Raw genomic sequence first — 25,299 nt, 5'->3', positions numbered from 1 at the left:
CCTCATGCGGCGCGCCGAGGCCCCGGGTCTTCGTGGAAGAAGGTCTTCCGGCAATGACCGGCGGTGAGCTGAGGGTGTTCGCTCCGGGGCTGCGGGCGGCCTCCTACAGCGCCTTGGCGTAGCAGCGGCTCTCCTCGTGGAAGCGGTAGTAGCCGAACTTCTCGCACGGCTCGTAGCCGCTGGAGGTGTACAGGGCGATGGCCTCCGGCTGCTTGGTGCCGGTCTCCAGGACCATGCGGACGCGGCCGGCGGCGCGGGCGTCCTCCTCCAGGGCGGCCAGCATGCGGCGGGCGAGGCCCCGGCCGCGCATCTGCTCGATCACGTACATGCGCTTCAGCTCGGCGTCCCCGTCGCGGTTGCCCTCGCCGTTGGCGTCCTGGACGCGCCAGCCGCCGGAGGCCACGGGGACGTCGTTCTCGTCGTACGCGATCAGGTAGACGCCGTTCGGGGGCGTGAAGTCCGCCGGGTCCATGGGGGTGGCGTCGCCGCCGTCGCCGTAGCGGACGTGGTACTCGGCCTGGACCTCGGCGTCCAGCTTGACGGCGTCGGGGTGGTCGTAGGGGACTCGACGGATGTTCATGCTGAGCACGGTAAATCAAATCCGGGGGTGATCGGGAGCGTGATATCGGTCCGGAATTGGACCTTGTCCAGTGTGCCGGTATCGTGCCCTGGTGCTCACTGTGACCTCCGTCAACGTCAATGGACTGCGTGCCGCCGCGAAGAAGGGCTTCGTGGAGTGGCTGGCGCAGACCTCCGCCGATGTGCTGTGCCTGCAGGAGGTGCGGGCGGAGCCGCAGCAGCTGCCCGAGCCGGTGCGGGAGCCCGAGGGGTGGCACGTGGTCCACGCGCCCGCCGCCGCGAAGGGGCGCGCGGGGGTGTCGCTCTACACCCGGCGCGAACCCGACCGGGTCCGGATCGGCTTCGGCTCGGCCGAGTTCGACGGCAGCGGACGGTACGTGGAGGCGGACCTGCCCGGCGTCACCGTCGCGTCCCTGTACCTGCCCTCCGGCGAGGTCGGCACGGAGCGGCAGGACGAGAAGGTGCGCTTCATGGGCGAGTTCCTGGCGTACCTCAAGGAGCTGCGGGAGCGGGCCGCCGCGGAGGGGCGGGAGGTCGTGGTGTGCGGTGACTGGAACATCGCCCACGAGAAGGCCGACCTGAAGAACTGGCGCGGCAACACCAAGAGTTCGGGCTTCCTGCCGGAGGAGCGGGAGTGGCTGTCCCGTGTCCTCGACCCGGCCGACGGCGGGTACGTCGACGTGGTGCGGAAGCTGCACCCGGACGTCGACGGGCCGTACAGCTGGTGGTCGTACCGGGGGCGGGCCTTCGACAACGACACCGGCTGGCGGATCGACTACCAGATGGCCACCCCGGGGCTCGCGGACCGCGCGGTGAAGGCGTACGTGGAGCGGGCGGCCGCGCACGCCGAGCGCTGGTCGGACCACGCGCCGGTGACGGTGGTCTTCGGGCAGGCGCCCCACGGCGGACGAACCGCTGCGGGCGCCGGCCGGATTGACCCGTGATCCGGGCGCCGGAATGAACTCCGTCGGGGGTCTCCCGCGACCGTAGCGTCGTGAGCATGACGAACGAGAGCACCGACAGCACCGTCACCGACAGCGCCCGCATCGACTTCGCCCAGGCGGTGCCGAAGGCGTTCAGGGCACTCATCTCCTTCGACGCGGCGGCCCGCGAGGGCTTGGACCCGGCGCTCGTCGAACTGGTCCAGATCCGGTCCTCGCAGCTCAACGGCTGTGCGTACTGCCTGCACCTGCACACCTCGGACGCCCGCAGGGCGGGGGAGAGCGAGGAGCGGCTGCACATGGTCTCCGTGTGGCGGGGAGCGGAGAACTTCTTCACGGAGCCCGAGCGGGCCGCACTCGAACTCGCCGAAGCGGTCACCCTCGTCTCCGACGCCGGGGTGCCCGACGCGGTCTACCGCCGTGCGGCCGCACACTTCACCGAGGACGAACTGGCCCACCTGCTCGCGCTGATCCTCACGACCAACATCTGGAACCGCATCGCCCTGAGCACGTCCAGGGTGCCGGGCACCGGACGGCGGGGAGGCCGCCGATGAGCATCGGTGGGCCACCGAGTGGTCCCGGCGCCTCGTCCGGCCGTCCCGGGGTGCCGGGGCGGCCGTAGCCGTCAGCTCCCGTCGGGCGGGGGAGGCAGAATGCGGCAGAGGGCGTCGAGCGCCGCTCCGAAACCGTGGTCGGGGGGTGCGGCGTAGCCGACGACCAGGCCGTCGCGGGCGGGCATGGTGGCGTCCGGGTGCCGGAAACCGGCGAGCCCGTCCACGGCGATGCGCTGCCAGGCCGCGGCCTTGACCACCGACCGTTCGGTGCCGGGCGGCAGGTCCAGCACCGCGTGCAGCCCGGCGGCGATGCCCGTGGGCGCGATGTGCGGTGCCCGGCGGGCGAGGAGCTCGACCAGACGGTCCCTCCGGTCCCGGTAACGCTGCCGGGTCCGGCGGATGTGGCGGTCGTAGTGGCCCGACTCGATGAGATCGGCGAGGGTCAGCTGGTCCGTGACCCCGGCCCACGCCTCGCGCTCGCCCTTGACGCGCAGCACGGGCTCCACCAGGTGGTCCGGCAGCACCATCCAGCCCAGCCTCAGCGCGGGGGAGAGGCTCTTGCTGAGCGAGCCCAGGTACACGACGTGCTGCGGGTCGAGTCCCTGGACGGCGCCCACCGGCTCCCGGTCGTAACGGAACTCCCCGTCGTAGTCGTCCTCCAGCAGCACGCCCCCGCCCGCGCGCGCCCAGTCCACCGCGGCGGCCCGTCGCTCGGGGTGGAGCGGTCCTCCCGTGGGGAACTGGTGGGCGGGGGTGAGCAGGGCCGCCCGCACTCCCTTCAGCGTGGGCAGCTCAGCGGTGCGCGCGCCGTGTCCGTCCAGCGTCAGGGGCACGGTCCGTACCCGTGCCGCCTCCAGGACCGACCGGTGGAACGGCAGTCCGTAGGACTCCACGGCCAGGGGGCCGCGCAGCACCTTCCCGCCGAAGAGCAGGCGCAGGGCGTGCGCGAAGCCGGAGCACACGACGATCGTCTCGGGGCTGGCGCGTACGCCCCGCACGCGGGACAGGTATCCGGCGAGGGCGCGCCGCAGTTCGGGCCGCCCGCGGGGATCACCGGGCCCGAACGCCTCGTGGGGCGCCGCGTTCAGCGCCCGCCGTGCGGCGGCCAGCCAGGCCGTACGGGGGAAGGAGGAGACGTCCGGCAGGCCCTGCCGCAGGTCGTGGGCGGGCGGCTCCGGACGGGTCGGCACGGGTTTGGGCACGCGTGGGGACGCGGCCGGCCTCGCTCTGGGCGCCACCCGGGTCCCCGACCCCTGACGGGCGACCAGCCAGCCCTCGGCGACGAGTTCGGCGTAGGTCTCGGCGACGGTGTTGCGGGCCAGTCCGAGGTCGGCGGCGAGCGACCGGTAGGGAGGGAGCCGGGTGCCCGGTGCCAGCCGTCCCTCCCTGATCGCCTCGCGCAGCGCACGGCCGAGCACGGCGCGGCGGCTGCCGCCTCCGGCCGGGTCCAGGTTCAGGTCCAGATGGAGGTCGCTGCCGGTGCGCCCGGCCGGATTGACCCATGAATCCGTCATGGAAATGCACCCTACGCGCGGTCTTTGCGAGGCCTAGCGTGGTGGTCATGAGGAACGGGACCCCGGCGCGGCGCCGGGGGCCGGTGGCGGCCCGGAAGGGCCCGTGCGGGTCCGTTCCTCGCCGTCGCACCGCCCCGACCACGCCCGAGGAGAACCCGTGTCCGAGAACCCCGTGAACGCGTCCGCCCGTCCCGTCCTCGTCCGTGCCGACTCCGCCGAGACGCTGCAGGACGGGGCCGCCAGCCTCATCACCCTGCTCGCCGACTCCGACCGGACCCAGGGGGCGCTGACGGCCAACCGGGCCACCCTGCGCAAGGGTTCCCCGGGCGCCCCCGCCCACTTCCACACCAGGGCGACCGAGATGTTCTTCGTGCTCGGCGGCAGCCTGCGCGTGCTGCTGGGCGACCGGATCGTCACCCTGGGGGCGGGCGACTTCGTGACGGTGCCGCCGCGGTTGCCGCACGCCTTCGCCCCGGCCCCCGGCGAGGAGGCCGACGTGCTGGTCGCCTTCACCCCCGGTATGGACCGCTTCGACTACTACCGTCTGCTGGAGCGCGTGTACCGGGGGGAGGCCACCGTCGAGGACATCAAGGCCAGTTCCGAGCGGTACGACAACCACTACTTCGCCAGCCCCCTGTGGCAGGCGGAGCTCGCCGACGCCTGACCGGCGGCGGGGTCCGTCCGTGCCCTTGACGCCGGTCACTCCTTCTTGTGCAGCCGCCGGTCCAGGGCCAGGGACAGCTCCGCGTCGACCACGCTGCGGGCCAGGGGGCGCAGGCGGTGGAGGGCTTCCTCGGGGGCGTGGCGGAGGATCAGGCCGGCGAAGAGGTCGGCCAGGGCGTCGGCGTGGGCGCGGGCCTCCCGGCCGGCGCGGAGCACCTCCGCGAGCGGGATGCCCTCGCGGACCAGGGCGGACGACACGTCCAGCAGGCGGCGGCTGATGTGGACGATCTCCTCGCCGTCGACGCCGAGGTAGCCGAGGTCCAGGGCGGCGGCGAGGTTCTCGGGCGTGACCTCCCCGGCGAAGTGGTCGGCGAGTTCCTCGGGGGTCAGGCGGACGGGGGTCTCCTCGGTGGGGACCTCCATGCCGAGGAGGTCGCCGACGTCGCGGCCGTGGTCGAAGGCCTCGGCGAGTTCCGCTATGCCGCTGAGGGTGTGGCCGCGCTCCAGCAGCGCCGTGATCGTGCGCAGGCGGGCCAGGTGGTGGTCGTCGTACCAGGCGATGCGGCCCTCGCGGCGGGGCGGCGGGATCAGCTTGCGCTCGCGGTAGAAGCGCAGGGTGCGCACCGTGATGCCGGCCAGTCGGGCCAGCTCCTCCATGCGGTACTCGCGCCGCTCACCGGGTCCTTCGTTGTCCGCTGCCACAGCAGCAGCCTAGGGCGTACCGGCGGTAACTTTCCTCGCACGCCCCCTACCCATCAGTACGGGCCTGCTCTACCCTCCCCATTGCGCCAGTGTTCACTGGCGGAGTTCTGAGCGATGCGTGGAGGCTTCGGGATGGCCGAGCACGGGCACGGGCACGAGAACGAACACGAGCATGTACGGGTGGCGGTGGTCGGGTCCGGGTTCGGCGGGCTCGGGGCCGCCGTGCGGCTGCGGCGCGAGGGGATCACCGACTTCGTCGTCCTGGAGCGGGCGGGCAGCGTCGGCGGCACCTGGCGGGACAACAGCTACCCCGGCTGCGCGTGCGACGTGCCGTCCCACCTGTACTCGTTCTCCTTCGCGCCCAATCCCGACTGGCCGCGCTCCTTCTCCGGGCAGGAGCACATTCGCGCCTACCTGGAGCACGTCACCGACGTCTTCGGGCTGCGGCCGCACATCCGCTTCGACTCGGAGGTGAAGCGGATGGCGTGGGACGCCGAGCGGCTGCGCTGGGACATCGAGACCAGCAGCGGCAGCCTCAGCGCGGACGTGGTCGTGTCCGCCACCGGGCCGCTGTCCGACCCGAAGATCCCCGACGTCCCGGGACTCGACACCTTCCCCGGCAAGGTCTTCCACTCCGCCCGCTGGGACCACGACTACGACCTGCGCGGCAAGCGGGTCGCCATGGTCGGCACGGGCGCCTCGGCGATCCAGATCGTGCCGTCGATCCAGCCGCTCGTCTCCCGGCTCACCCTGCTCCAGCGCACCCCCGCCTGGGTCCTGCCCCGCGTCGACCGCGCCATCGGCGGCGCCGAGCGCGCCGTGCACCGGGCGCTGCCCTTCACCACCCGGATGCGCCGCGGACTGCTCTGGGGCGTACGGGAGCTGCAGGTCCAGGCGTTCACCAAGCACCCGAACGAACTCGGCCTGGTCGAGCGGCTGGCCAAGCGCAACATGGCCCGTGCCGTCAAGGACCCGGCCCTGCGCGCCAAACTCACCCCGGACTACCGCATCGGCTGCAAGCGGATCCTGCTGTCGAGCACCTACTACCCGGCGCTCGCGCAGCCCAACGTCGACGTCGTCGCGAGCGGGCTGAGCGAGGTGCGCGGGTCGACCGTCGTCGCCGCCGACGGCACCGAGGCCGAGGTCGACGCGATCGTGTTCGGCACCGGGTTCCACGTCACCGACATGCCCATCGCCGAGCGGGTCGTCGGCGCGGAGGGCAGGACCCTCGCCGAGACCTGGGCCGGCGGGATGCAGGCGCTGCGCGGCGCCTCGGCCGCCGGGTTCCCCAACTGGATGACGATCATCGGGCCCAACACCGGCCTCGGGAACTCCTCCATGATCCTCATGATCGAGTCCCAGCTGAACTACATGGCCGACTACCTCCGTCAGCTCGACGTCCTGGGCGGCCGGGTCGCCCTCGACGCCCGGCCCAGCGCGGTGCGCGCCTGGAACCACCGGGTGCAGCAGCGGATGAAGCGCACGGTGTGGAACACCGGCGGCTGCACCAGCTGGTACCTGGACGCGAACGGGCGCAACACCACCATCTGGCCGGGCACGACGACCGAGTTCCGGCGGGCCACCCGGCACGTGGACCTGGCCGAGTACACCGTTCTGCGGGCACCCGCGCAGAAGACCGCCGTCACCCGGGACGACGCCGGGGTGACCGCGTGAGCCGGCTGACGCACGTGGCCTCGGGGCCGTACGCCCCGCCCGCCGCCCCCCGCGAGCTGACCGCCGTCTCCGCCGACGGCTCCCGGCTGCACGTCGAGGTGCACGGACCCGAGCGGGCGCCCGCGGTCGTCCTCGCCCACGGCTGGACCTGCTCGACCGCCTTCTGGGCGGCGCAGATCCGGGACCTGGCCGCCGACCACCGGGTCATCGCCTACGACCAGCGCGGCCACGGACGCACCCCCGCGGGCCCCGCCTGCGGCACGGACGAGCTCGCCGACGACCTGGAGGCCGTGCTGGGCGCCACCCTCGCACCGGGCGAACGGGCGGTGATCGCCGGGCACTCCATGGGCGGGATGACGGTGATGGCCGCCTCCTCCCGGCCCGCGTTCCGCGCGCACGCGGCGGCCGTCCTGCTGTGCAGCACGGGCAGTTCGCGGCTGGTCGCCGAGTCGACGGTGGTGCCGATCCGCGAGGGCCGGGCGCGGACCTGGCTCACCCGGCGCATCCTCGGCTCCCGGGCCCCGCTCGGACCGGTCACGCCGCTCGCCCGCCGGATCCTCAAGTACGGGACGATGGGCCCCGCTTCGAGCCCGGAGATGGTCGAGGCGTGCGCCCGCATCGTGCACGCCTGCCCGCGCACGGTGCGGCACGCCTGGTCGCACGTCCTCGACCTGCTGGACCTCGACCACGGGGTGAGGGAGTTGAGGGTGCCGGCCGAGATCGTCGTCGGCGCCGCGGACCGGCTCACCCCGCCGGTGCACGCGCGGTCGCTGGCCGCCGCACTGCCCCACTGCCTCGGCGTCACGGAGCTCCCCGGCATCGGGCACATGACCCCCGTCGAGGCGCCCGACCTGGTCACCGGGAAGATCCGGGCGCTCGTCGCCGCCCACGTGACCATCCCCCACCACCACGTCGTGCCCGCCGAGGAGAGCGCATGAGCAGGGTCAGTCTCGAAGGACAGGTCGCCGTCGTCACCGGAGCGGCGCGCGGGGTGGGGGAGTTGCTGGCCCGCAAGCTCTCCGCGCGCGGGGCGAGGGTGGCGCTGGTCGGGCTGGAGCCGGACGCGCTGAAGGAGGTCTCCGCGCGGCTGCACGGCGACAGCGACCACTGGCACGCCGACGTCACCGACCACGAGGCGATGGCCGGGGTCGCGCGGGAGGTGAAGGAGCGGTTCGGCCGGGTCGACATCGTGGTCGCCAACGCCGGTGTGGCGACGGGCGGTCCGTTCGTCGACTCCGACCCGGAGTCCTGGCGGCGGGTGATCGAGGTCAACCTGATCGGATCGGCGGTCACCGCGCGGGCGTTCCTGCCGCTGCTCGCCGAGAGCCGCGGCTACCTGCTCCAGATCGCCTCGCTCGCCGCCATCACCCCGGCGCCGATGATGACCGCGTACTGCGCGTCCAAGTCCGGTGTGGAGGCGTACGCGCACAGCCTGCGGGCCGAGGTCGGGTACCGGGGCGTGCGGGTCGGCGTCGGGTACCTGTCGTGGACCGACACCGACATGGTGCGCGGGGCCGATCAGGACGACGTGATGCGGGAGTTGAGGCAGCGGCTGCCGTGGCCGGCCAACAAGACCTACCCGCTGGGGCCCGCCGTGGACCGGATCGTGGACGGGATCGAGCGGCGGGCGAGCCATGTGTACGGGCAGTGGTGGCTGCGCGGGATGCAGGGCGTGCGCGGGTATCTGCCGGGCCTGATCGGGACGGTGGGGCAGCGGGAGGTGCGGCGGTTCGCGGACCGGCTCTCCGGCATCCGCACGGGACTGGTCGGAGCCGGCGGCAACGCCGATGAGCAGCACCGCACTACGCTGCGTGAGTGATCGACATGCGCAGGGTGACGGGCCGTGTGAATCTGGTCGGGCAAGTTCCCCCACCCCACACGGGAGTGAACCCACATGGGTATGAAGGACCAGTTCCAGGAGAAGTCCGAGCGGCTCCAGCAGCAGGCCAAGCAGCGTGCTCAGCAGGGCAGGGAGCACATGCAGAACCGCGGCCGCCGTCAGGACGAGGACATGGACAACCCGCAGCGCCAGCGGGAGTCCGAGGACCGCTTCGACCAGGACTACGACGCCTGACGTCCTGCGCTGAAGCGGCGTGACGCGGAAGGGGCGCCTCCGGCGAAGGGCGCCCCTTCCTGCGTTCCCCGTTCCTCAACCGCGCGGCGGCAGCTTCGGGCGGGAGCGGTCGGGGACGTCGCGGTACGTCGGGGGAGTGGCCGGGGGGTTGGTCTCCAGCAGCTCGACGGCCAGCCGGACCGCGTCGTCGAGCTGGGCGTAGCGGCCCTCGGCCCAGTCCAGCGGGGTGCGCAGCGCCTCCAGGTCGGGTTCGACGCCCTTGTTCTCCACCGACCAGCCGTACGCGTCGAACCAGGCCGCGTTCATCGGCACCGTGATCACCGTGCCGTCGCCCAGTCGGTGCCGGCCGGTCATGCCGACCACACCGCCCCAGGTGCGCTGGCCGACCACCGGGCCGAGTCCGAGCAGTTTGAACGCGGCGGTGATCATGTCGCCGTCGGAGCTGGTCGCCTCGTCCGCGAGCGCCACCACCGGTCCGCGCGGGGCGTTGGAGGCGTACGACACCGGCTGGGCGTCGCGCGTGAGGTCCCAGCCCAGGATGGTGCGGGTCAGCTTCTCGACGACCAGCTCGCTGATGTGGCCGCCGGCGTTGCCGCGCACGTCCACGATCAGCGCCGGGCGGGACACCTCCATGCGGACATCGCGGTTGAACTGGGCCCAGCCCGAGCCTCCCATGTCGGGGATGTGCAGGTAGCCGCACCGGCCGTCGCTCAACTCCCGCACCACCGACCGCCGTTTGGCCACCCAGTCCTGGTAGCGCAGCGGCGTCTCGTCGACCAGCGGGACGACGGCGACCCGGCGGGGCGGGCCCTCACCCTCGGAACCGGAGGGGCCCGGAGGGCCTTCCGCGGAAGGGCGGTGGCGGGCGGCGGGCGGGCGGAAGGTCAGCTCCGTCGTCGTGCCGCCCGCGCCCGCGAGCAGCGGGTAGGGGCCGGCGACCGGGTCCACCGGGCGGCCGTCGACGTGGGTGAGGACCGCGCCCTCGCGGATGCCGGTGCCGGCCAGCGGGGAACGGGCCCGGGAGTCGGAGGAGTCGCCGGTCAGGATGCGCTTGACCGTCCAACCCTCCTCGCGGGGCACGAGGTTGGCGCCGAGCAGGCCCTGGCGGCGCTGGTAGTGCGGCGGGCCCTCGTTGCGGCGGGCGGCGGTGACGTAGGCGTGGGAGGTGCCGAGCTCGCCGAGCACCTCGCGCAGCAGGTCCGCGAACTCGTCGGGGGAGGCGACCCGTTCGACCAGCGGGCGGTACTGCTCCAGCACCGCGTCCCAGTCGATGCCGCACATGCCGGGATCCCAGAAGTAGGCACGGATCAGCCGTCCGGCCTCCGCGTACGCCTGGCGCCACTCCGCCGCCGGGTCGGCCTCGTGCAGGATGCGGCGGGCGTCGATCCACACCGTGGAGTCGCTGTCCCCGGGTTCGGTGGAGGGGGCCGCGCGCAGTTCGCCCTCGTCGACCACGACCAGCCGGGTGCCGTCGCCGCTGACGGAGAAGAAGTCGAGGTGGTCGACGAGTTCGGACTTCTTCGCCTTGCTGACGTTGAAGTACTCCAGGGTCGGCCGGCCGCTGACGTCGTTGGGATTGGCGAAGGTCTCGCCGAGCGCGCCGGAGATCGGCCAGCGCAGCCACACCAGGCCGCCGCCCGCGACCGGGTGCAGCGCCGAGTACTTGGAGGCGGTGACCGGGAAGGGGGTGACCCTGCTCTCCAGTCCCTCCGCCTCGATGGTCACCGCACCGCCTTCGCCGCCCTCCTCCGCGTCCTCGCTCTCCACCGGGTCCAGGCCCCCGGCGGCCGGGCGGCCCTCGGGGTTCAGGGCGAACGGGGAGGGGGTCGCCGAGGACAGCGGCACCAGGTAGGGGCGGCAGCCCAGCGGGAAGGACAGGTCGCCGGTGTGCACGTCGTACACCGGGTCGAAGCCGCGCCAGGACAGGAAGGCGAGGTAGCGGCCGTCCCGGGTGAAGACCGGGTTCTCGTCCTCGAAGCGGCCGTTGGTGACGTCGACGACCGTCCGGGCCCCCTCCGTCGTTCCGGCGATCCGGGCGAGCTTGATCTGCCGCAGCGACCGCCCGATCCAGGGGTGCGACCAGGCCAGCCACGCGCCGTCGGGGGAGAAGGCGAGGTCGCGCACCGGCCCGTTGACGGAGCGGATCAGCTCGGTGACCCCGCCGTCCCCCTCCTCGTCCGTGTCGACCAGCAGCAGCCGCCCGTCGTGCGCGGCGACGGCCAGCCGCTCCCCGTCCGGGTCCGCCGCCATCTCCAGCACCCGGCCCACCTGCCCGGAGGCCAGCCGCCGGGGCGGGCGCTGGCCGCTCGCCCGGGGCAGGGAGGCGATCTCGACGGCGTCCTCGCCCTCGGCGTCCGTCACGTACGCCACCCGTCCGCTCGCGCCGAGCATCTCCGGCAGCCGCACCCGCACGCCCGGGGTGTCGGTGAGGGTGCGCGCGGGACCGTCGCGGTGGGTGAGCCAGTACAGGCTGCCGCGGACGACGACGGCGCTCGCCCGGCCGGTCTCGTCGACCGAGATCCCGTCCAGGTGGTGGGCGGCGGGGACCTGGTACCGGCGCCGCCCGGCGCGCGGCCCGCCCAGCCGTACGTCGAGCCGGCGCGGGACGGAGCCGGGGGACAGGTCCTCCACGATCCACAGGTCGCCGGCGCACTGGTAGACGACCCGGGTGCCGTCGCTGGCGGCGTGCCGGGCGTAGAAGGCGTCGTGGTCGGTGTGGCGGCGCAGGTCGGAGCCGTCGTACGCGCACGAGTACAGGTTGCCGACGCCCTCGTGGTCGGAGAGGAAGGCGATCCGGCCGCCGACGAACATCGGGGAGTGCAGATGGCCGTCGACGCCCTCGAGCAGCCGCCGCCCGTGCAGCCACAGCCTGCCCGTGGCCCCGCCCCGGTAGCGCTTCCAGGAGGCCGGCTCGTGCGGCGGGGTGCCGGTGAGCAGCAGCGACCTGCGCTCCCCGGCGAGGTCGGCGACCTGGATGTCGGTCACCGGGCCCCAGGGCAGCTTGCGGCCCGGGCTGCCGTCGCAGGCGATCTTGTAGGCCCAGGTGAAGTGCGAGAAGGGCTCGCCGTACGAGGCGACGGCGAGGATCTCGGCGCTGCCGTCCCCGTCGGGGGGCGCCCAGCCGCAGACCCGGGTGTCGGAGTTGCCCCAGTAGGTCAGCCGGGTGCTCGGGCCGCCGTCCACCGGGACGAGGTGGACCTCGGGGTCCAGACTGCGCCAGCTCGTGTACGCGATGTGACGGCCGTCGGGCGAGAAGCGGGGGTGACCGAGCTTGGTGCGGTCGACGGTGAGCCGCCAGGCCCGGCCAGGGCCGTCGAGCGGGGCCAGCCAGAGGTCGTCCTCGGCCACGAAGCACAGCAGGTCGCCGTTGAGGTGCGGCAGGCGCAGATAGCTCACCCTTCCCATGCTTTTCCGGGGGGCGGGCCGCAGCAACTCGGGCGGGCGGGGGGGGGGGCGGCGGGGACGTGACCCAGAGCACGTACGAAACGGTTTCGTTTCTTTGCGGGAGTGGGGTACATTCGATGTGTACGAAACGGTGTCGTTCGGCGCGATGAGCCGGACCGAGGGAGAAGGTGAGCGGAATGGGCGAAGCCGCGACGGCGCGTCGCAGCCGGATCACCCCCGAGCGTGAGGCCGAGCTGTACCGGGCCGTGCTCGACCTGGTCCGCGAGGTCGGCTACGACGCCCTCACCATGGACGCCGTCGCCGCCCGCACCCGGTCCAGCAAGGCCACCCTCTACCGCCAGTGGGGCGGCAAGGCCGAGCTGGTGGTGAGGGCGATGCGGAACCAGAAGCCGGGCGGCATCGCCGACATCGACACCGGTTCCCTGCGCGGCGACCTGCACGCCATCGTCGCGCGTGAGGACGACTGCTCCATGGAGCAGAACGCCGCCCTGATGCGGGCGTTGGCCATGGCCGTGCACATGAACGACGACCTGCGTCAGGCGTTCAAGGAACTCATGGTCGAACCGGAGGTCGAGGAGTTCCGGCGGATCGTCCGGCGGGCGGTCGACCGGGGCGAGGTCCGCCCCGACAACCCCGCGCCGGACTACATGGTGCACATGCTCGTCGGCGCGTTCGCCACCCGGACGCTGATCGACGACCTGCCGCCCACGCGGGAGTTCCTCGTCTCGTACATCGACGCCGTGGTCCTCCCCGCCCTCGGCGTCCCCACCCACTGACCGTCCCCCCGGTCACCCAGCACCTGACGCCACCGCTCACGTCGTCGGGCTGATCCACCCTGCCCCGAAGTACCCACGACCTGATCGGGAGTACGCCCCCGTGGCCACTTTCCTCTACCGACTCGGCCGGTTCGCCTTCCGGCGACGGCATCTCGTAGCCCTGTTCTGGGTGGCGCTGCTGGCGCTCGCGGGCGCCGGCGCGGCCGGCGCCCCGGCGGCCGGCACCACCTCCTTCTCCATACCCGGCACCGAGGCCCAGAAGGCCTTCGACCTGCTGGAGGAGCGCTTCCCCGGCTCCAGCGCCGACGGAGCGACCGCCCGCGTCGTCTTCAAGGCGCCCGCCGGCGAGAAGATGACCGACGCCGGGAACAAGGCGACCGTCCAGAAGACCGTCCGGGAGCTGTCCGGCGGCTCCGAGGTCGCCCGCGTCACCGATCCCTACCAGGGCGGCGGGGTCAGCCAGGACGGCACCATCGCCTACGCCTCGGTGAGCTACAAGGTCTCCGGCATGGAGCTGGAGGACTCCTCCCGCGACGCGCTGGAGGGCGCCGCCGAGGACGCCCGCGACGCCGGGCTGACCGTGGAGATCGGCGGTGACGCGCTCCAGGCCGTCCCGCACACCGGTACCGCCGAGATCATCGGCATCGGCGTCGCCGCGGTCGTCCTCGTCATCACCTTCGGCTCGCTGCTCGCGGCCGGTCTGCCGCTGCTCACCGCGGTCATCGGCGTCGGCATCGGCGTCGCGACCATCACCGCGCTGGCCTCCGCCCTCGACCTCGGCTCCACCACCTCCATCCTGGCCTCGATGATCGGCCTCGCGGTCGGCATCGACTACGCGCTGTTCGTCGTCTCGCGCTACCGCGCCGAACTGGCCGAGGGCCGCGCGCGCGAGGAGGCGGCCGGCCGCGCCGTCGGCACGGCGGGCTCCGCGGTGGTCTTCGCCGGCCTCACGGTCGTGATCGCCCTGGTCGGCCTGTCGGTCGTCAACATCCCGATGCTGACCAAGATGGGCATCGCCGCCGCCGGCACGGTCGCCATCGCGGTCCTCATCGCCCTCACCCTGGTCCCGGCGCTGCTCGGCCACGCGGGCCGCAGGGTCCGCCCGGCCGGCGAGAAGAGCAAGCTGCTCGGCGGCGGCCGCGCCGCGAAGAAGCCGCAGCGCCCGAACATGGGCACCCGCTGGGCGAGCTTCGTGGTGCGCCGTCCCGTGGCGGTCCTCCTGCTCGGCGTCGTGGGCCTGGGCGCCGCGGCCGTCCCGGCGGCCTCCCTGGAACTGGGCCTGCCCGACGACGGCTCGCAGCCGACGTCCACCACGCAGCGCCGCGCCTACGACCTGCTGTCCGAGGGTTTCGGCCCCGGCTTCAACGGCCCGCTGGTGGTCGTGGTCGACGCCCGGGGCAGCGACGACCCGCAGGCCGTCTTCAAGCGGACCGGCGACGACGTCAAGGCCCTCGACAACGTGGTGAACGTGTCCCCGGCGGCCCCCAACAAGGCCGGCGACACGGCGACGATCACCGTCGTCCCCGACGCCAAGCCCTCCTCGGTGACGACCGAGGACCTGGTGCACGACATCCGTGACGCGGGCGCGGACATCAAGGCCGACACCGAGGCCGACGTCCTGGTCACCGGCGCCACGGCGATGAACATCGACGTGTCCCAGAAGCTCAACGACGCGCTGGTCCCGTACCTGATCCTGGTCGTCGGCCTGGCGTTCCTGCTGCTGATCGTGGTCTTCCGCTCGATCCTGGTCCCGCTGAAGGCGGCCCTCGGCTTCCTCCTGTCGGTGCTGGCGGCCCTCGGCGCGGTGGTCGCGGTCTTCCAGTGGGGCTGGCTGTCCGGCCTGATGAACGTGGAGCAGACCGGTCCGGTCATGTCGATGATGCCGATCTTCATGGTCGGCGTGGTCTTCGGCCTGGCCATGGACTACGAGGTGTTCCTCGTGACCCGGATGCGGGAGGCCTACGTCCACGGCGAGAAGCCGCGCCAGGCCGTGGTGACCGGCTTCCGGCACGGCGCCCGGGTGGTCACGGCCGCCGCGGTGATCATGATCGCGGTCTTCTCCGGCTTCATCGGCTCCAGCGAGTCGATGGTCAAGATGATCGGCTTCGGCCTCGCGGTCGCCGTCCTCTTCGACGCGTTCGTCGTCCGCATGGCGATCGTCCCGGCGGTCCTGTCCCTGCTCGGCGACAAGGCCTGGTGGCTGCCGAAGTGGCTGGACCGGGCCCTGCCCAACGTGGACGTCGAGGGCGAGGGCCTGCGCACGGAGGACGACAGGGACGGGGACCGGGCACTCGCCCGGGTCTGACGGCCCGTCCGACAGGAGAACCGGCCGGTGAGGGCCCCGTGGGAACGGGGCGCCCTCACCGGCTTTCCCGTGCGGCCGGTGCGGAATCCGGTCGCATGGCCGGTACACCGACCGCTAGCGTGCCCTGCATGACGACAGCCGCCACTGACGCCGAGGGATCCGGAGCCCACCCCCGATTCGCCGAGGCCCTGCGCGAGATGGGGCTCACGGAGGTGACCGGGCGGGTCCGCCGCTTCCCGGAGGCCACCCGCACCGCCGCCGAGGCCGCCGCCGCGATCGGGTGCGAGTTGAGCCAGATCTGCAAGTCGCTGGTCTTCGCCGCGGACAAGGTGCCGGTGCTGGTCCTCATGGACGGCGCCTCGCGGGTGGACGTCGAGCGGGTGCGCCGGGAACTCGGTGCCGAGAAGGTCACCCGGGCCAGGGCCGACGTCGTGCGCGAGACCACCGGGTACGCCATCGGCGGTGTGCCCCCCTTCGGCCACCGGACGGCCACCCGCGTCCTCGCCGACCGCTCCCTGCTCGACCACGACATCGTGTGGGCCGCGGCGGGCACCCCCTACACCGTCTTCCCGATGGAGCCCGGAACGCTGATCGCCCACGCCGGCGGCACCCTGGTGGACGTGCGCGAGCGCGCTTCGTGACCCCGCTGGTCACCACGGCCGTCCTGCTCGCCGCGGTCGCGCACGCCGGCTGGAACGCCCTCGCGCACAGGATCACCGACAAGCTGGTCGGGTTCGCGCTGATCTCGGGCGGCGGGCTGCTGATCGGCCTGGCGCTGGTGCCGTTCGTGCCGTTCCCGGCGGCCGGGGCCTGGCCGTACCTGCTGTGCTCGGCCGCGATCCACATCGCGTACTACGCGCTGCTGATGACGTCCTTCAGGCTGGGTGACTTCGGCCAGGCGTACCCCATCGCCCGGGGCAGCGCGCCCCTGGTCGTCACGGTCCTCGCCGCCGTGTTCGCCCACGAGGTGCCGGACGGCTGGGCCGCCGCCGGGATCGTCCTGTCCTGCGCGGGCCTGACCGGCGTCGCCCTGTGGGGGCTGCGCGGGCGCCGGCCCGACTGGGCGGCGCTCGGGGCGGCGCTGGCGACCGGCCTGACCATCGCGGCGTACACGGTCGTCGACGGGCTCGGCGTCCGCGCCTCCGGCTCCCCCCTCGGGTACACCGCCTGGCTGATGGCGGTCCAGGGCACGGTGATCCCGGCGTACGCGCTGTGGCGCTGGCGGCGGCGGACGGGTGCCCTGCTCCGGCCGCACGCGGCCCTCGGGCTGCTCGGCGCCGTGCTGTCCGTCGCGGCGTACGCGCTCGTCCTGTGGGCCCAGACCCGCGCCGAACTCGCCCCCGTCGCGGCGCTGCGCGAGTCGTCGGTCATCGTCGGGGCGGCGATCGGGGCCCTGTTCTTCAAGGAGCGCTTCGGCGCCCCGCGCATCGCCGCGGCCGGACTGCTGGTCGTCGGGATCGGGCTGATGCTGCGCGCGGGGTGACGAGGTGCGCGGCGGAAACCGCCGCCGTGCGGCCGGGTGCGTCCGGGCGGGGGGAGGAGCACCCTGGAATGAGAGCTTCCGGAGGTGATCGTCATGATGCACACCGCAGTGGGATGGCACGTGGAGCTGGAGTTCCAGGAGGACGACCAGCACACGCGCGCGGTCGCGATGGTCCGGCTGCCCGACGGGACCGCGGTGCGGGCGAACGGACACGCGACCCGGCACCACACCGACGCGAATCAGCCCAGGGTCGGAGAGGAGGTCGCCGGCGCACGGGCGCTGAACGAACTCGCCATGCGGCTGCTGACCAAGGCGCACGACGAGATCGACGAGGCGTCGGGGCGCATCTCGCACCCGATCCACGTCTAGGGCGGGCCGCCGCCCCCGGCGGCCGCCGCACCCGGGGCCCTTCGTTCGGATCGGGGAGCGGGGGCCGGTGCCGTGCGTCGCGAGGCGGAGGAGGACGGCAGGGCGGAACCCCGCCGCCCGACGACGACGCGGCGGTGGGGGTCCCTCCCGCGAGGCCGGGCGTGCGGGAGCGGTGCCGGGACCCGCGAGCCCGGCGTGATCCGAACGGGAGACCTAGCGGTCGCCGCCCCGGCCCAGCGCCTGCCGCACCGCCCGGATCAGCGCCTGCGCCCGGGGGTCCGCCGTCACGGTCCTGCGGAAGCCGTTGGTGACGTAGCCGAAGGCGATGCCCGTCTCCGGGTCGGCGAAGCCGAGGGAGCCGCCGCGGCCGGGGTGGCCGAAGGAGCCCGGGCCGAGGAAGGGGGAGGCGCCGCCGTGCAGCATGTAGCCGAGGCCGAAGCGGGTGCCGACGACCAGGACGCGGTCCGGGCCCGCCGACTCCTCGGCGCGGGCGAGGTCGACGGTGGCCGCCTCGAGGAGGCGCACGCCGTTGACCGGCCCGGTCAGTGACGCGTAGAAGCGGGCCAGCCCGTCCGCCGTCGCGATCCCGTTCGCGGCGGGCAGGGCCGCGGCGCGGAACGCCGGGTCGTTCTGGTCCGGGAAGGGGGTGATCGCGGCGAAGGCCCGGCGGGTGAGGGAGGCCGGGTCGGCGTAGGCGTCGGCGACCGAGCGCTTGGGGCGGGCGCGGAGCACGCCGGAGGGCTCCGGCGCGTCGACCGGACCGACCCGGCCCACCCGGCCGGCCTGCGCGTCCGGCAGGCCCACCCACAGGTCCAGCCCCAGCGGGCCGGCGATCTCCGACGCGATCCACTCGCCGGCGCCCCGGCCGGTCACGCGCCGCACCAGTTCGTCGAGCAGCCAGCCGTAGGTGAGGGCGTGGTAGCCGTGGTCCGTGCCCGGCTCCCACGCGGGCGGCTGGGCGGCGAGCGCCTCGGCGCTCCGCAGCGGGTCGGCCGCCTCCCGCGGGGTGAGCGGGCGGTCGAGGACCGGGAGCCCGGCGCGGTGGTTCAGCACGTGCCGGACCAGGACCCGCTCCTTGCCGTGCGCCTTGAACTCCGGCCAGTGCCGGCCGACCGGCGCGTCCAGGTCCAGCTCGCCGCGCTGGTGCAGCAGCAGGAGCACGGCGGCGGCGACGCCCTTGGTCGCCGAGCGCACGACCTGGGCCGTGTCCCGCCGCCACGGCTCGGTGCCGTCGACGTCCCGCGCCCCGCCCCACAGGTCCACGACCCTGCGCCCGTCCCGGTACACGGCGACCGCCGCCCCCCGCTCCCCGAGCGCCTCGAAGTTCCGTGCGAACGCCTCGCCGACCGGCTCGAAGCCCTCGGCCACCGTGCCGTGCACGTCCACACCCACGTCCGTCGGTCCCTTCCCCTCGGCTGCGACAGTGGGTGCAACCGTCGGCGTCCGCCTGCGATTCCTGGGCCGTGCTAACCGAGCACGATCGTTACGTCGATGTTGCCGCGGGTGGCGTTGGAGTACGGGCAGACCTCGTGGGCCGCGTCCACCAGCCGCGCCGCGAGGTCGGCGTCGAGGACCGGGAGGGAGACGCTCAGGGCGACCGCGAGGCCGTAGCCGCGCTGCCGGTTGGGGCCGATGCCGACCTTCGCGGAGACCGTGGAGCCAGCGAGGTCGTAGCCGGCCCGGTTGCCGACCAGGATCAGCGCGTTGTGGAAGCAGGCGCTGAAGCCGGCCGCGAAGAGCTGCTCCGGGTTGGTGCCGTCGCCGTCGCCGCCCAGCTCCGGGGGCATCGCGACCCTCAGGCCGATGTGGCCGTCGTGGCTGGTGACATAGCCGTCCCGGCCGCCGTGCGCGGTGGCCTCGGCGACGTACACGATCTTCGTCGGGCGGGTGTCGGTTGCGGCGGCGGCGCCGTCGGTCATGGCTGGCCCTTCCCGGATCCAGTGTGCGCAAACGTATCGTGCACAAGGTACTGGCCGGTGGCGAGCTGCGGTTACCGGGGGGTAGCAACCGTGGGTAACCGGGCGGTCCGGGTCAGCGCGACCGCCGCGCCGCCGCCTCCGCGCGCCGGGCCAGCCGCCAGAGCTCCTCCCGCAGCCGCGCCGCCTCGGCACCCTCCAGTCCGGTCGCCGCCAGCAGCGCGCCGGGCACCCGCGCCGCCCGCTCCCGCAGCTCCTCCGCGCGCCCCGTGGGCGCGACCAGCACCGAGCGCTCGTCGTGCGCCGCGCGCTCCCGGCGGACCAGACCGGCGCCCTCCAGCCGTTTCAGCAGCGGCGACATCGTGCCGTAGTCCAGGCGCAGGGCGGACGCCAGCTCCTTGACCGTCGTCTCGCCGTGCTCCCACAGCACCAGCAGCACCAGGTACTGCGGATACGTCAGGCCCAGCTCGTCGAGGAGCGGGCGGTACGCGGCCGTCACCGCGCGCTGGGCGGCGTACAGCGCGAAGCACACCTGCTCGTCGAGCAGCAGCGAGCCCTCGGTCTCCTCGTTCGTCACGCGCCCATTGTCACGGACGGCCGGGTACGGCGGGCACCGAGCGCGGACCGGAGCCGTGGGGGAGCTCCAGGCGGCGGGCGCGCACCAGGGCGCCGGCCGCGACCGGTCCGGCCGCGGCGGACACGGGGGCGCCGATGAATCCGTCGGGTGGGTGCGCGGTTCGACGGCGTGGCCGGGTGCGAACGTGCCGCAGGGGCGAGCCGCTCGTCCTCGTCTCCTCCGTGTCCGGCCTGTGACGCCCGCCTCACGGAGGCGCGAATTCCGGAATGGGTGCACGATGGGACCAGGGGGTGGGTACACGGCTTGTACGGCTTCCATGCCGGTGACGCAGCGTAAGGGGCCCACCGATGTCCGCGATCGAGCAGTACGCCCGAGCACACATCCTCACGGATGTCCTGGAAGACGATCGCGGGGCCGTCCCCGTGGTGCTGCGGTACGACCCCGAACGCGATCCCCGGTGCGTCCGGATGCGGCTGCCGGGCACCGGGGCGCGCGAGTGGGCCGTCGAACGGGACCTGCTGGAACGGGGACTGCGCGCCCCCGCGGGCATCGGCGAGGTGCGGGTGTGGCCGTGCGGCCGGGTGCAGACCGTGGTGGAGTTCCACTCCGCGCACGGGGTGTCGGTGGTGCAGTTCGAGAGCAAGGCCCTGACGCGGTTCCTGCGGCGGACGCACGTCGCCGCCGCGGAACCGGTCCCGCACTGACCGCCCGGTCTCCCGGCGTCCTCCGGCTTCCCGGGTCAGCCGCCGCTCTTCAGCAGCGCCGCCACGAGCGGCCCGGCCGTCGAGCCGCCGTGGCCGCCCTGCTGGACCACGCCCGCGGCCGCCAGGTCCCCGCGGTACGCGGTGAACCAGCCGTTGGGCTTCTTCTGCCCGTCGACCTCGGCCGACCCGGTCTTGGCGCCGATCTCGCCGCTCACCCCGGCCATCGCCTCCGCCGCCGTGCCGGAGGTCGCGGTGTACGCCATCAGCTCCCGCAGCTGCGTCAGCGTGCCGGCGGACATGGTGCGCGAGGCCGTCGCCAGCTCGCGTCCGTCCACCTCGGGCGGGACCAGGTACGGCTGGTGGAAGACGCCCGCCCTGACCGTCGCCGACACCGACGCCATGTTCAGCGGGTTCATGCGCACCCCGCCCTGGCCGATGAGCGAGGCCGCCATCGGGGCCTTCGACTGCACCGGAACCGAGCCGTCGAAGGTGGGCACGCCGACCTGCCAGTCGTTCCTCGACAGCCCGAAGACCTGCTGGGCCTGCTCGGTCAGGTCGTCGTCCTCCAGCTCGGGCGCCTGGCTGATGAAGGCCGTGTTGCAGGAGCGGGCGAAGCTCGTCCGGAACGTGCCGTCCTCGATCTGGAACTTGTCGAGGTTCTGGAACTTCCAGCCGCCGTAGCTGAAGTACTTCGGGCACGGGTGCTTCCCGTCCAGGGAGGCGAGGCCCTTCTCGAGCAGCATCGAGGCGGTGACCACCTTCATGGTGGAGCCCGGGGCGAGCGAGCCCTGGAACGCGGTGTTGAAGCCGTGCGAGGAGTTCGCCACCGCCAGGATCTCGCCGGTCGACGCGCGCAGCGCCACCACCGACGCCCGGGCCTTCTTCGCCACCTGCGCCTCGGCGGCCGCCTGCAGGGCCGGGTCCAGCGTGGTCCGCACCGTGCCGGGCGTGCCCTCGCTCAGCTCCAGCAGGGTCTTGTCGGACAGCTTCGCCTTCTCGGACGCCTTGCCGCGCACCACCCGCAGCTCGACGCCCGCCCGGCCGCCCGCCTTCTCCCCGTACTTCTCGCGCAGACCGTCCAGCACCGTGCCCAGGGACGGGTACTTCGCGGTGGTCAGCTCGCCGCCGTTCCGGTCCAGCGCCTTGACCGGCGGGGTGCCGGCCTCCCCGGTGACCAGCCTGTCGCCGTCCTTCAGGTCGGGGTGCACGACGGAGGGCCGCCAGTCGACCCGCGGCGCGCCGTCCCCGGCGCGGCGCACGACGGTCAGCGCGCTGTCGTACGCCAGCGGCTCGCCGAGATCCTCGTACGACACCGTCCCCTTCACGGAGAAGGGGACCTTGTCGCCGGCGCGGGTGCCGGCGGTGAGGGTGACGTCCTTGACGCGGGCGTCCTCGGCGTAGCCGGTGAGCAGGGCGGCGGCGGCCTCCGGGTCGTCGGTGGCGGCGGCGGCCTCGCTCACCTTCCCGGACTGCCAGGCGGTGAGGAAGCGCTCGGCCGCGGCGGTGACCTCGGCGGCGGACAGCGGGCCGGTCCTGACCTCCTCGGCCTGCTGGGCGGAGGCCGTGCGGGTGCCGTCCTCGGCGGCACCGCCGAGCAGCGCGTAGGCGCCGAACCCGGCACCGCCGACGACCACGGCGATCGCCCCGCCGAGTACGGCGGGTCTCGTCTTCCGTCGCTCGGCGACGCGCCCTCTGCTGCCCACTGTGCTCCGTTCCTCCGCTGTTCGCCGGGGTCCCGCCGCCCCGGTGGCGCTCCTGGGCGCCGACGACGGCCCCCACCCTAAAGTCCCGGCCGGCGTGCGGCGCGCTCAGGAGGTCGCTCGTAGCACGGCTGCGACAATCGGACCGGCCGCGTCGCCGCCGTGGCCGCCCTGCTGCGCCATGGCCGCCGCGGCGACGTCGTTCCGGAAGCCGGTGAACCAGCTGTCCGAGGTGGCGTTGCCGTCCACCTCCGCGGAGCCGGTCTTCGCGCCGATGTCCCCGCCGAGCCCGGCCATGGCCTCGGCGGCGGTGCCCTGGGTGGCGGTGAGCCGCATCATCTGCTTCAGCTGGGCGGCGGTGCCCGCGGGCAGGCCCTCGGCCCGTGCCAGCTGCCGGCCGTCGAGGTCCGGGGAGACGAGGTACGGCTGGCGGAAGGTGCCGGTGACGGCGGTGGCCGTCACCGAGGCCATGTTCAGCGGGTTCATCTGCACCTTGCCCTGGCCGATGGCGTTCGCCGCGCGGTCCGGGCCGCTGACGTCGGGGACGCTGCCGTCGAAGGAGACGATGCCGGTCTTCCAGTCGTCCCGGCCGAGCCCGAACCGCTCCTGTGCCTCCCGGGTGAGGGAGGCGGTGGTGAGCGGCTCCTCGTCGATGAGCTTGATGAAGGCCGTGTTGCAGGAGCGCAGGAAGCTGTTGGCGAGGGTGGCGCCCTCGTTCGGCTGCATGCCGGTGAGGTTCTTGAAGGTCTGGCTGTGCCAGGTGGCCGTGGGCGGGCAGGGCGCCGGGCCGTTCATCGTGGTCACGCCGTTGTCGATGAGCATGGCCGCGGTGATGATCTTCATGGTGGAGCCGGGCGCCACCCGGCCCTGGAAGGCCGCGTTGAACCCGTCCTCGCGGTGGTTGGCCACCGCCAGCACCTCACCGGTGCTCGGCTTCACCGCCACCACCGACGACTCGGCGAACCGCTTCACCGCCTTCTCGGCCGCGGCCTGCACCCCGGCGCTGAGCGTCGTGCGCAGCCTGCCCGGCTTCCCCTCGGCGAGGGTCAGCAGCGGGGTGTCGGCGGCGGCCTCGCCCGAGGCCCCTTCGGCGTGCCGGACCACCAGTTCGACGCCGGGGGTGCCGCCCGCCTCGGCGCCGTACTTCTCGCGCAGGGTGTCCAGGATCGGCCCGAGGGAGGGGTACTCCTCCTTCGTCAGCACGGTGCCGTCGCGGTCCACGGCCTCGATGGGCGGCTGCGCGGACTCCTCGGTGACCAGGGTGTCGCCGTCCTTCAGGTCGGGGTGGACGACGGAGGGCCGCCAGTCGACCAGCGCCCGCCCGGTGGTCTTCCCGCGCACGACGGTCAGCTCGCTCTCGTAGGTCAGCGGCTCGGACGTCCCGTCGTGGGTGACGGTCGCCTTCACGGTGAACGGGACGGTGGTGCCGGTGGCCTTCCCGGGCGTGATCCGCACGTCGCCGATGTGCGCCTCGTCGCCGTACGCCGTCAGCAGTGCCCCGGCGTCCTGCGCGTTGTCCGTGTACGACGCCGCCCGGGTCGCCTCCCCCTTCTCCCAGGCCGCGAAGAACTCCCGGCTCGTCTCCGCGACCTCGCCCTCGTCCGGCGGCCCGGACTTCGGCGCCGACGCGCCGGAGCCGCCTCCCCCGTCGCCGCTCACCGCCGACACGAGGTTGTAGGCGCCGTACCCGGCTCCGCCCACCATCACCGCGAACACCCCGCCGACGACGGCGGCCTTGACCCCCTTGCCCATCGGGCCCCTCCCCCTCCGCGCCGAACCCCACGTCTTTCTGAACGTGTTCAGAAAGCTCGGCGGTGAGCACTCTATGCGCAGGGAGTGACAACCGGGATGTTTGTTTCCGTTTGTTGGCCGAACAGAGATCCTCAGGGGACGGAAGGGCTCAGACCCAGGTGTCCAGCCACATCCGCGCCCGCCAGTCGTCCATCGGGATGGCCTGGCCGGTGTAGATCGGCCAGAAGTAGATGAAGTGCGCATGATTCGGCCCTGTAGGGCCCCGACCAGGACGTTCGTCCCTGGCCGGGGCCGGATCAGGCGGCTTGGGCCGTCCCTGGGCCGTGATCTTGAGGGTTCGACGCCAGATAGAGGCTGTCGACGGCCTTCCGAGTGCGTCCCTCACTGCTCGGCATGAGGTGCGTGTACGTCCGGAGCGTGAACCCCGGATCGCTGTGACCGAGGTACTGACTCAGGGCCCGGATGTTCTCGCCGGCGTCCAGCAACACGGACGCGTAGAAGTGCCTGAGCGCGTGCATCCCGTGCTCACGCGCGGACGCGTAACGCTCGCCCGGCTTCGCCTCGGGGATGATGCCGGAGGCGGCCAAAGCGGGCTTCCAGTAGTGATCGTTGAAGTGGCTCACGCGGATGTGGTCGCCCTCAGCCCCGCTGAAGAGGAGCCGCTTGGCCACGAGAGGGCCGTCCGGCGTACGCCAGGGAAGCGTCACGTCGATCGGTTCGCACTCCTTGGCGTGGTCCCGGAGAACGGCCGCCACAGCCTTGGGAAGCGGTACGTCCCGGACCTTGCCGCCTTTGGGGAGGGCGAACACGTACTTGCCCCGGATCCGCTTGAGCTGGTGGCCCACGGCCAGCCACCCGCCCTCGAAGTCGAGTTCGTCAACGGACAGACCGAAGATCTCGCCCTGTCGCAGTCCACATCCCGCTCCGGCATCCACGGCGGCCTGGTAACGCCGGGGGAGGGCCGCGCGCACCCCGAAGACCTGCTTTGCCGTCCACGGGATGACGCGCGGCTTGCCGGCCTTCGGGAGCTGCACCGTGCGGGCCCGGCAGGGGTTCTTGCTCAGAAGCCCGTCGTCGACCGCCGCGCTCAGCGCTGCGGAAACGGTGCCCACGATGATGCGTCGGTGCGACTCCGCCGGCACCGTGGCTTCAAGGGCGGCGATCCAGGCGCGGATGTGCTCGGGCTTGAAGGAGCCGAGCGGGCGCGAACCGAGGTGGGGATAGGCGTGCAGCCGGAGCCGACGCTCCGCGGCCTCACGGCTGTTGATCTCGCCGGTGTGCGTCTGCACCCAGCGTTCCGCGTACTGCCGGAACGTCGTCCGGGAGGCTCGCGGGTCGACGTACTGACCGCGGGACATGTCCGCCTCGATGTGCGCGAGCCACTGCTTGGCGAGCCGCAGTTCCTTGTCACGGAACGACTTGCTCTTCTCGGTGCCGTCCGGGCCGACGTACCGGGCGCGGTAGCGCAGACCCGTTCCGTGACGGTCGGTCTTGGCCTTGACGGGCTTCCCGTTGGCGTCGGTTTCGGTCTTGTACCAGCGGTCTTGGATGTGGCCTGCCATGTGGTGGCGGTCCTCTCTCAACACACAGCAGGGAGAGCCGCTGTGAACG

General features: G+C 73.3%; 23 protein-coding genes. 13 read left to right on the top strand and 10 right to left on the bottom strand.

What is annotated here, in order from left to right:
- Positions 1-103: 103 nt before the first annotated feature.
- On the bottom strand, positions 104-580 hold the full coding sequence (locus tag FHS37_RS20790) for a GNAT family N-acetyltransferase (protein WP_184823489.1): 477 nt from the start codon (positions 578-580) through the stop codon (positions 104-106).
- Positions 581-650: 70 nt separating this feature from the next.
- Between FHS37_RS20790 and FHS37_RS20785 the strand changes: the two genes are divergently transcribed.
- Both FHS37_RS20785 and FHS37_RS20780 read left to right on the top strand, forming a co-directional pair.
- Positions 651-1,523 (top strand): exodeoxyribonuclease III, encoded by an 873-nt coding sequence (locus FHS37_RS20785; RefSeq protein WP_184823487.1) that lies wholly within the window; start codon positions 651-653, stop codon positions 1,521-1,523.
- Between the two features lie 56 nt (positions 1,524-1,579).
- The gene (locus tag FHS37_RS20780) at positions 1,580-2,074 is read left to right on the top strand and encodes a carboxymuconolactone decarboxylase family protein (protein WP_184823485.1); all 495 of its coding nucleotides are present in this window, start codon (positions 1,580-1,582) and stop codon (positions 2,072-2,074) included.
- Between the two features lie 71 nt (positions 2,075-2,145).
- Here the strand turns inward: FHS37_RS20780 and pdxR are convergent, their stop codons facing one another.
- Entirely contained in the window at positions 2,146-3,588 is a 1,443-nt protein-coding gene (gene pdxR / locus FHS37_RS20775) for a MocR-like pyridoxine biosynthesis transcription factor PdxR (protein ID WP_184823483.1), read from the bottom strand.
- A gap of 157 nt (positions 3,589-3,745) precedes the next feature.
- Between pdxR and FHS37_RS20770 the strand changes: the two genes are divergently transcribed.
- Positions 3,746-4,252 carry a cupin domain-containing protein gene (locus FHS37_RS20770; protein ID WP_229889921.1) on the top strand — a complete coding sequence of 169 codons (507 nt, stop codon included), beginning with the start codon at positions 3,746-3,748 and terminating at the stop codon, positions 4,250-4,252.
- A gap of 35 nt (positions 4,253-4,287) precedes the next feature.
- Here FHS37_RS20770 and FHS37_RS20765 read toward each other — a convergent pair whose 3' ends face one another.
- Entirely contained in the window at positions 4,288-4,908 is a 621-nt protein-coding gene (locus FHS37_RS20765; RefSeq protein ID WP_184824076.1) for a MerR family transcriptional regulator, read from the bottom strand.
- Positions 4,909-5,085: 177 nt separating this feature from the next.
- On the opposite strand from FHS37_RS20765, the gene FHS37_RS20760 reads away from it, so the two are divergent.
- From FHS37_RS20760 to FHS37_RS20745, 4 genes are all read left to right on the top strand, one after another.
- Positions 5,086-6,627, top strand: a complete 1,542-nt coding sequence (locus FHS37_RS20760) for a flavin-containing monooxygenase (protein ID WP_184823480.1) — start codon at positions 5,086-5,088, stop codon at positions 6,625-6,627.
- Entirely contained in the window at positions 6,624-7,565 is a 942-nt protein-coding gene (locus FHS37_RS20755) for an alpha/beta fold hydrolase (protein WP_184823477.1), read from the top strand. The genes FHS37_RS20760 and FHS37_RS20755 overlap by 4 nt, the downstream gene beginning before the upstream one ends.
- Complete coding sequence (locus FHS37_RS20750; protein WP_184823475.1) at positions 7,562-8,446, top strand: SDR family oxidoreductase; 885 nt, start codon at positions 7,562-7,564, stop codon at positions 8,444-8,446. The genes FHS37_RS20755 and FHS37_RS20750 overlap by 4 nt, the downstream gene beginning before the upstream one ends.
- 75 nt (positions 8,447-8,521) lie before the next feature.
- Positions 8,522-8,701 (top strand): hypothetical protein, encoded by a 180-nt coding sequence (locus FHS37_RS20745; RefSeq protein ID WP_184823473.1) that lies wholly within the window; start codon positions 8,522-8,524, stop codon positions 8,699-8,701.
- Between the two features lie 75 nt (positions 8,702-8,776).
- Here the strand turns inward: FHS37_RS20745 and FHS37_RS20740 are convergent, their stop codons facing one another.
- Positions 8,777-12,097 carry a S41 family peptidase gene (locus FHS37_RS20740; protein WP_184823471.1) on the bottom strand — a complete coding sequence of 1,107 codons (3,321 nt, stop codon included), beginning with the start codon at positions 12,095-12,097 and terminating at the stop codon, positions 8,777-8,779.
- A 185-nt stretch (positions 12,098-12,282) separates the two neighbouring features.
- Between FHS37_RS20740 and FHS37_RS20735 the strand changes: the two genes are divergently transcribed.
- The 5 genes from FHS37_RS20735 (at position 12,283) to FHS37_RS20715 (ending at position 17,039) form a co-directional block, all read left to right on the top strand.
- On the top strand, positions 12,283-12,882 hold the full coding sequence (locus FHS37_RS20735) for a TetR/AcrR family transcriptional regulator (protein ID WP_184823469.1): 600 nt from the start codon (positions 12,283-12,285) through the stop codon (positions 12,880-12,882).
- A 100-nt stretch (positions 12,883-12,982) separates the two neighbouring features.
- Positions 12,983-15,187: an MMPL family transporter gene (locus FHS37_RS20730; RefSeq protein WP_184823467.1), complete on the top strand. Its 2,205-nt coding sequence runs from the start codon at positions 12,983-12,985 to the stop codon at positions 15,185-15,187.
- 128 nt (positions 15,188-15,315) lie between these two features.
- The gene (locus tag FHS37_RS20725; protein ID WP_184823465.1) at positions 15,316-15,828 is read left to right on the top strand and encodes a YbaK/EbsC family protein; all 513 of its coding nucleotides are present in this window, start codon (positions 15,316-15,318) and stop codon (positions 15,826-15,828) included.
- Entirely contained in the window at positions 15,825-16,670 is an 846-nt protein-coding gene (locus FHS37_RS20720; protein ID WP_184823463.1) for an EamA family transporter, read from the top strand. Before FHS37_RS20725 ends, FHS37_RS20720 begins: the two co-directional genes overlap by 4 nt.
- 93 nt (positions 16,671-16,763) lie before the next feature.
- Positions 16,764-17,039 carry a DUF1876 domain-containing protein gene (locus tag FHS37_RS20715; protein ID WP_184823460.1) on the top strand — a complete coding sequence of 92 codons (276 nt, stop codon included), beginning with the start codon at positions 16,764-16,766 and terminating at the stop codon, positions 17,037-17,039.
- A 213-nt stretch (positions 17,040-17,252) separates the two neighbouring features.
- Here the strand turns inward: FHS37_RS20715 and FHS37_RS20710 are convergent, their stop codons facing one another.
- The 3 genes from FHS37_RS20710 to FHS37_RS20700 form a co-directional block, all read right to left on the bottom strand.
- Positions 17,253-18,425 (bottom strand): serine hydrolase domain-containing protein, encoded by a 1,173-nt coding sequence (locus FHS37_RS20710; RefSeq protein ID WP_184824074.1) that lies wholly within the window; start codon positions 18,423-18,425, stop codon positions 17,253-17,255.
- An 80-nt stretch (positions 18,426-18,505) separates the two neighbouring features.
- Entirely contained in the window at positions 18,506-18,958 is a 453-nt protein-coding gene (locus FHS37_RS20705) for an organic hydroperoxide resistance protein (RefSeq protein WP_184823457.1), read from the bottom strand.
- A gap of 112 nt (positions 18,959-19,070) precedes the next feature.
- Complete coding sequence (locus FHS37_RS20700) at positions 19,071-19,532, bottom strand: MarR family winged helix-turn-helix transcriptional regulator (RefSeq protein WP_184823455.1); 462 nt, start codon at positions 19,530-19,532, stop codon at positions 19,071-19,073.
- Between the two features lie 347 nt (positions 19,533-19,879).
- Here FHS37_RS20700 and FHS37_RS20695 point away from each other — a divergent pair, with 347 nt between their 5' ends.
- Positions 19,880-20,236 (top strand): SsgA family sporulation/cell division regulator, encoded by a 357-nt coding sequence (locus FHS37_RS20695; RefSeq protein WP_184823453.1) that lies wholly within the window; start codon positions 19,880-19,882, stop codon positions 20,234-20,236.
- A gap of 35 nt (positions 20,237-20,271) precedes the next feature.
- Here the strand turns inward: FHS37_RS20695 and FHS37_RS20690 are convergent, their stop codons facing one another.
- The 3 genes from FHS37_RS20690 to FHS37_RS20680 form a co-directional block, all read right to left on the bottom strand.
- Positions 20,272-21,939, bottom strand: coding sequence for a penicillin-binding transpeptidase domain-containing protein (locus tag FHS37_RS20690; RefSeq protein ID WP_184823451.1), 1,668 nt, complete (start codon positions 21,937-21,939; stop codon positions 20,272-20,274).
- A 105-nt stretch (positions 21,940-22,044) separates the two neighbouring features.
- Positions 22,045-23,688: a penicillin-binding transpeptidase domain-containing protein gene (locus FHS37_RS20685; RefSeq protein WP_184823449.1), complete on the bottom strand. Its 1,644-nt coding sequence runs from the start codon at positions 23,686-23,688 to the stop codon at positions 22,045-22,047.
- 296 nt (positions 23,689-23,984) lie between these two features.
- Positions 23,985-25,250 (bottom strand): tyrosine-type recombinase/integrase, encoded by a 1,266-nt coding sequence (locus FHS37_RS20680; protein ID WP_184823447.1) that lies wholly within the window; start codon positions 25,248-25,250, stop codon positions 23,985-23,987.
- Between the last annotated feature and the right edge of the window lie 49 nt (positions 25,251-25,299).

Source organism: Streptomyces griseomycini (genome assembly GCF_014203535.1).
GTDB classification, from domain to species: Bacteria; Actinomycetota; Actinomycetes; order Streptomycetales; family Streptomycetaceae; genus Streptomyces; species Streptomyces griseomycini.
This window is presented reverse-complemented; position numbering and strand designations above follow the sequence as displayed.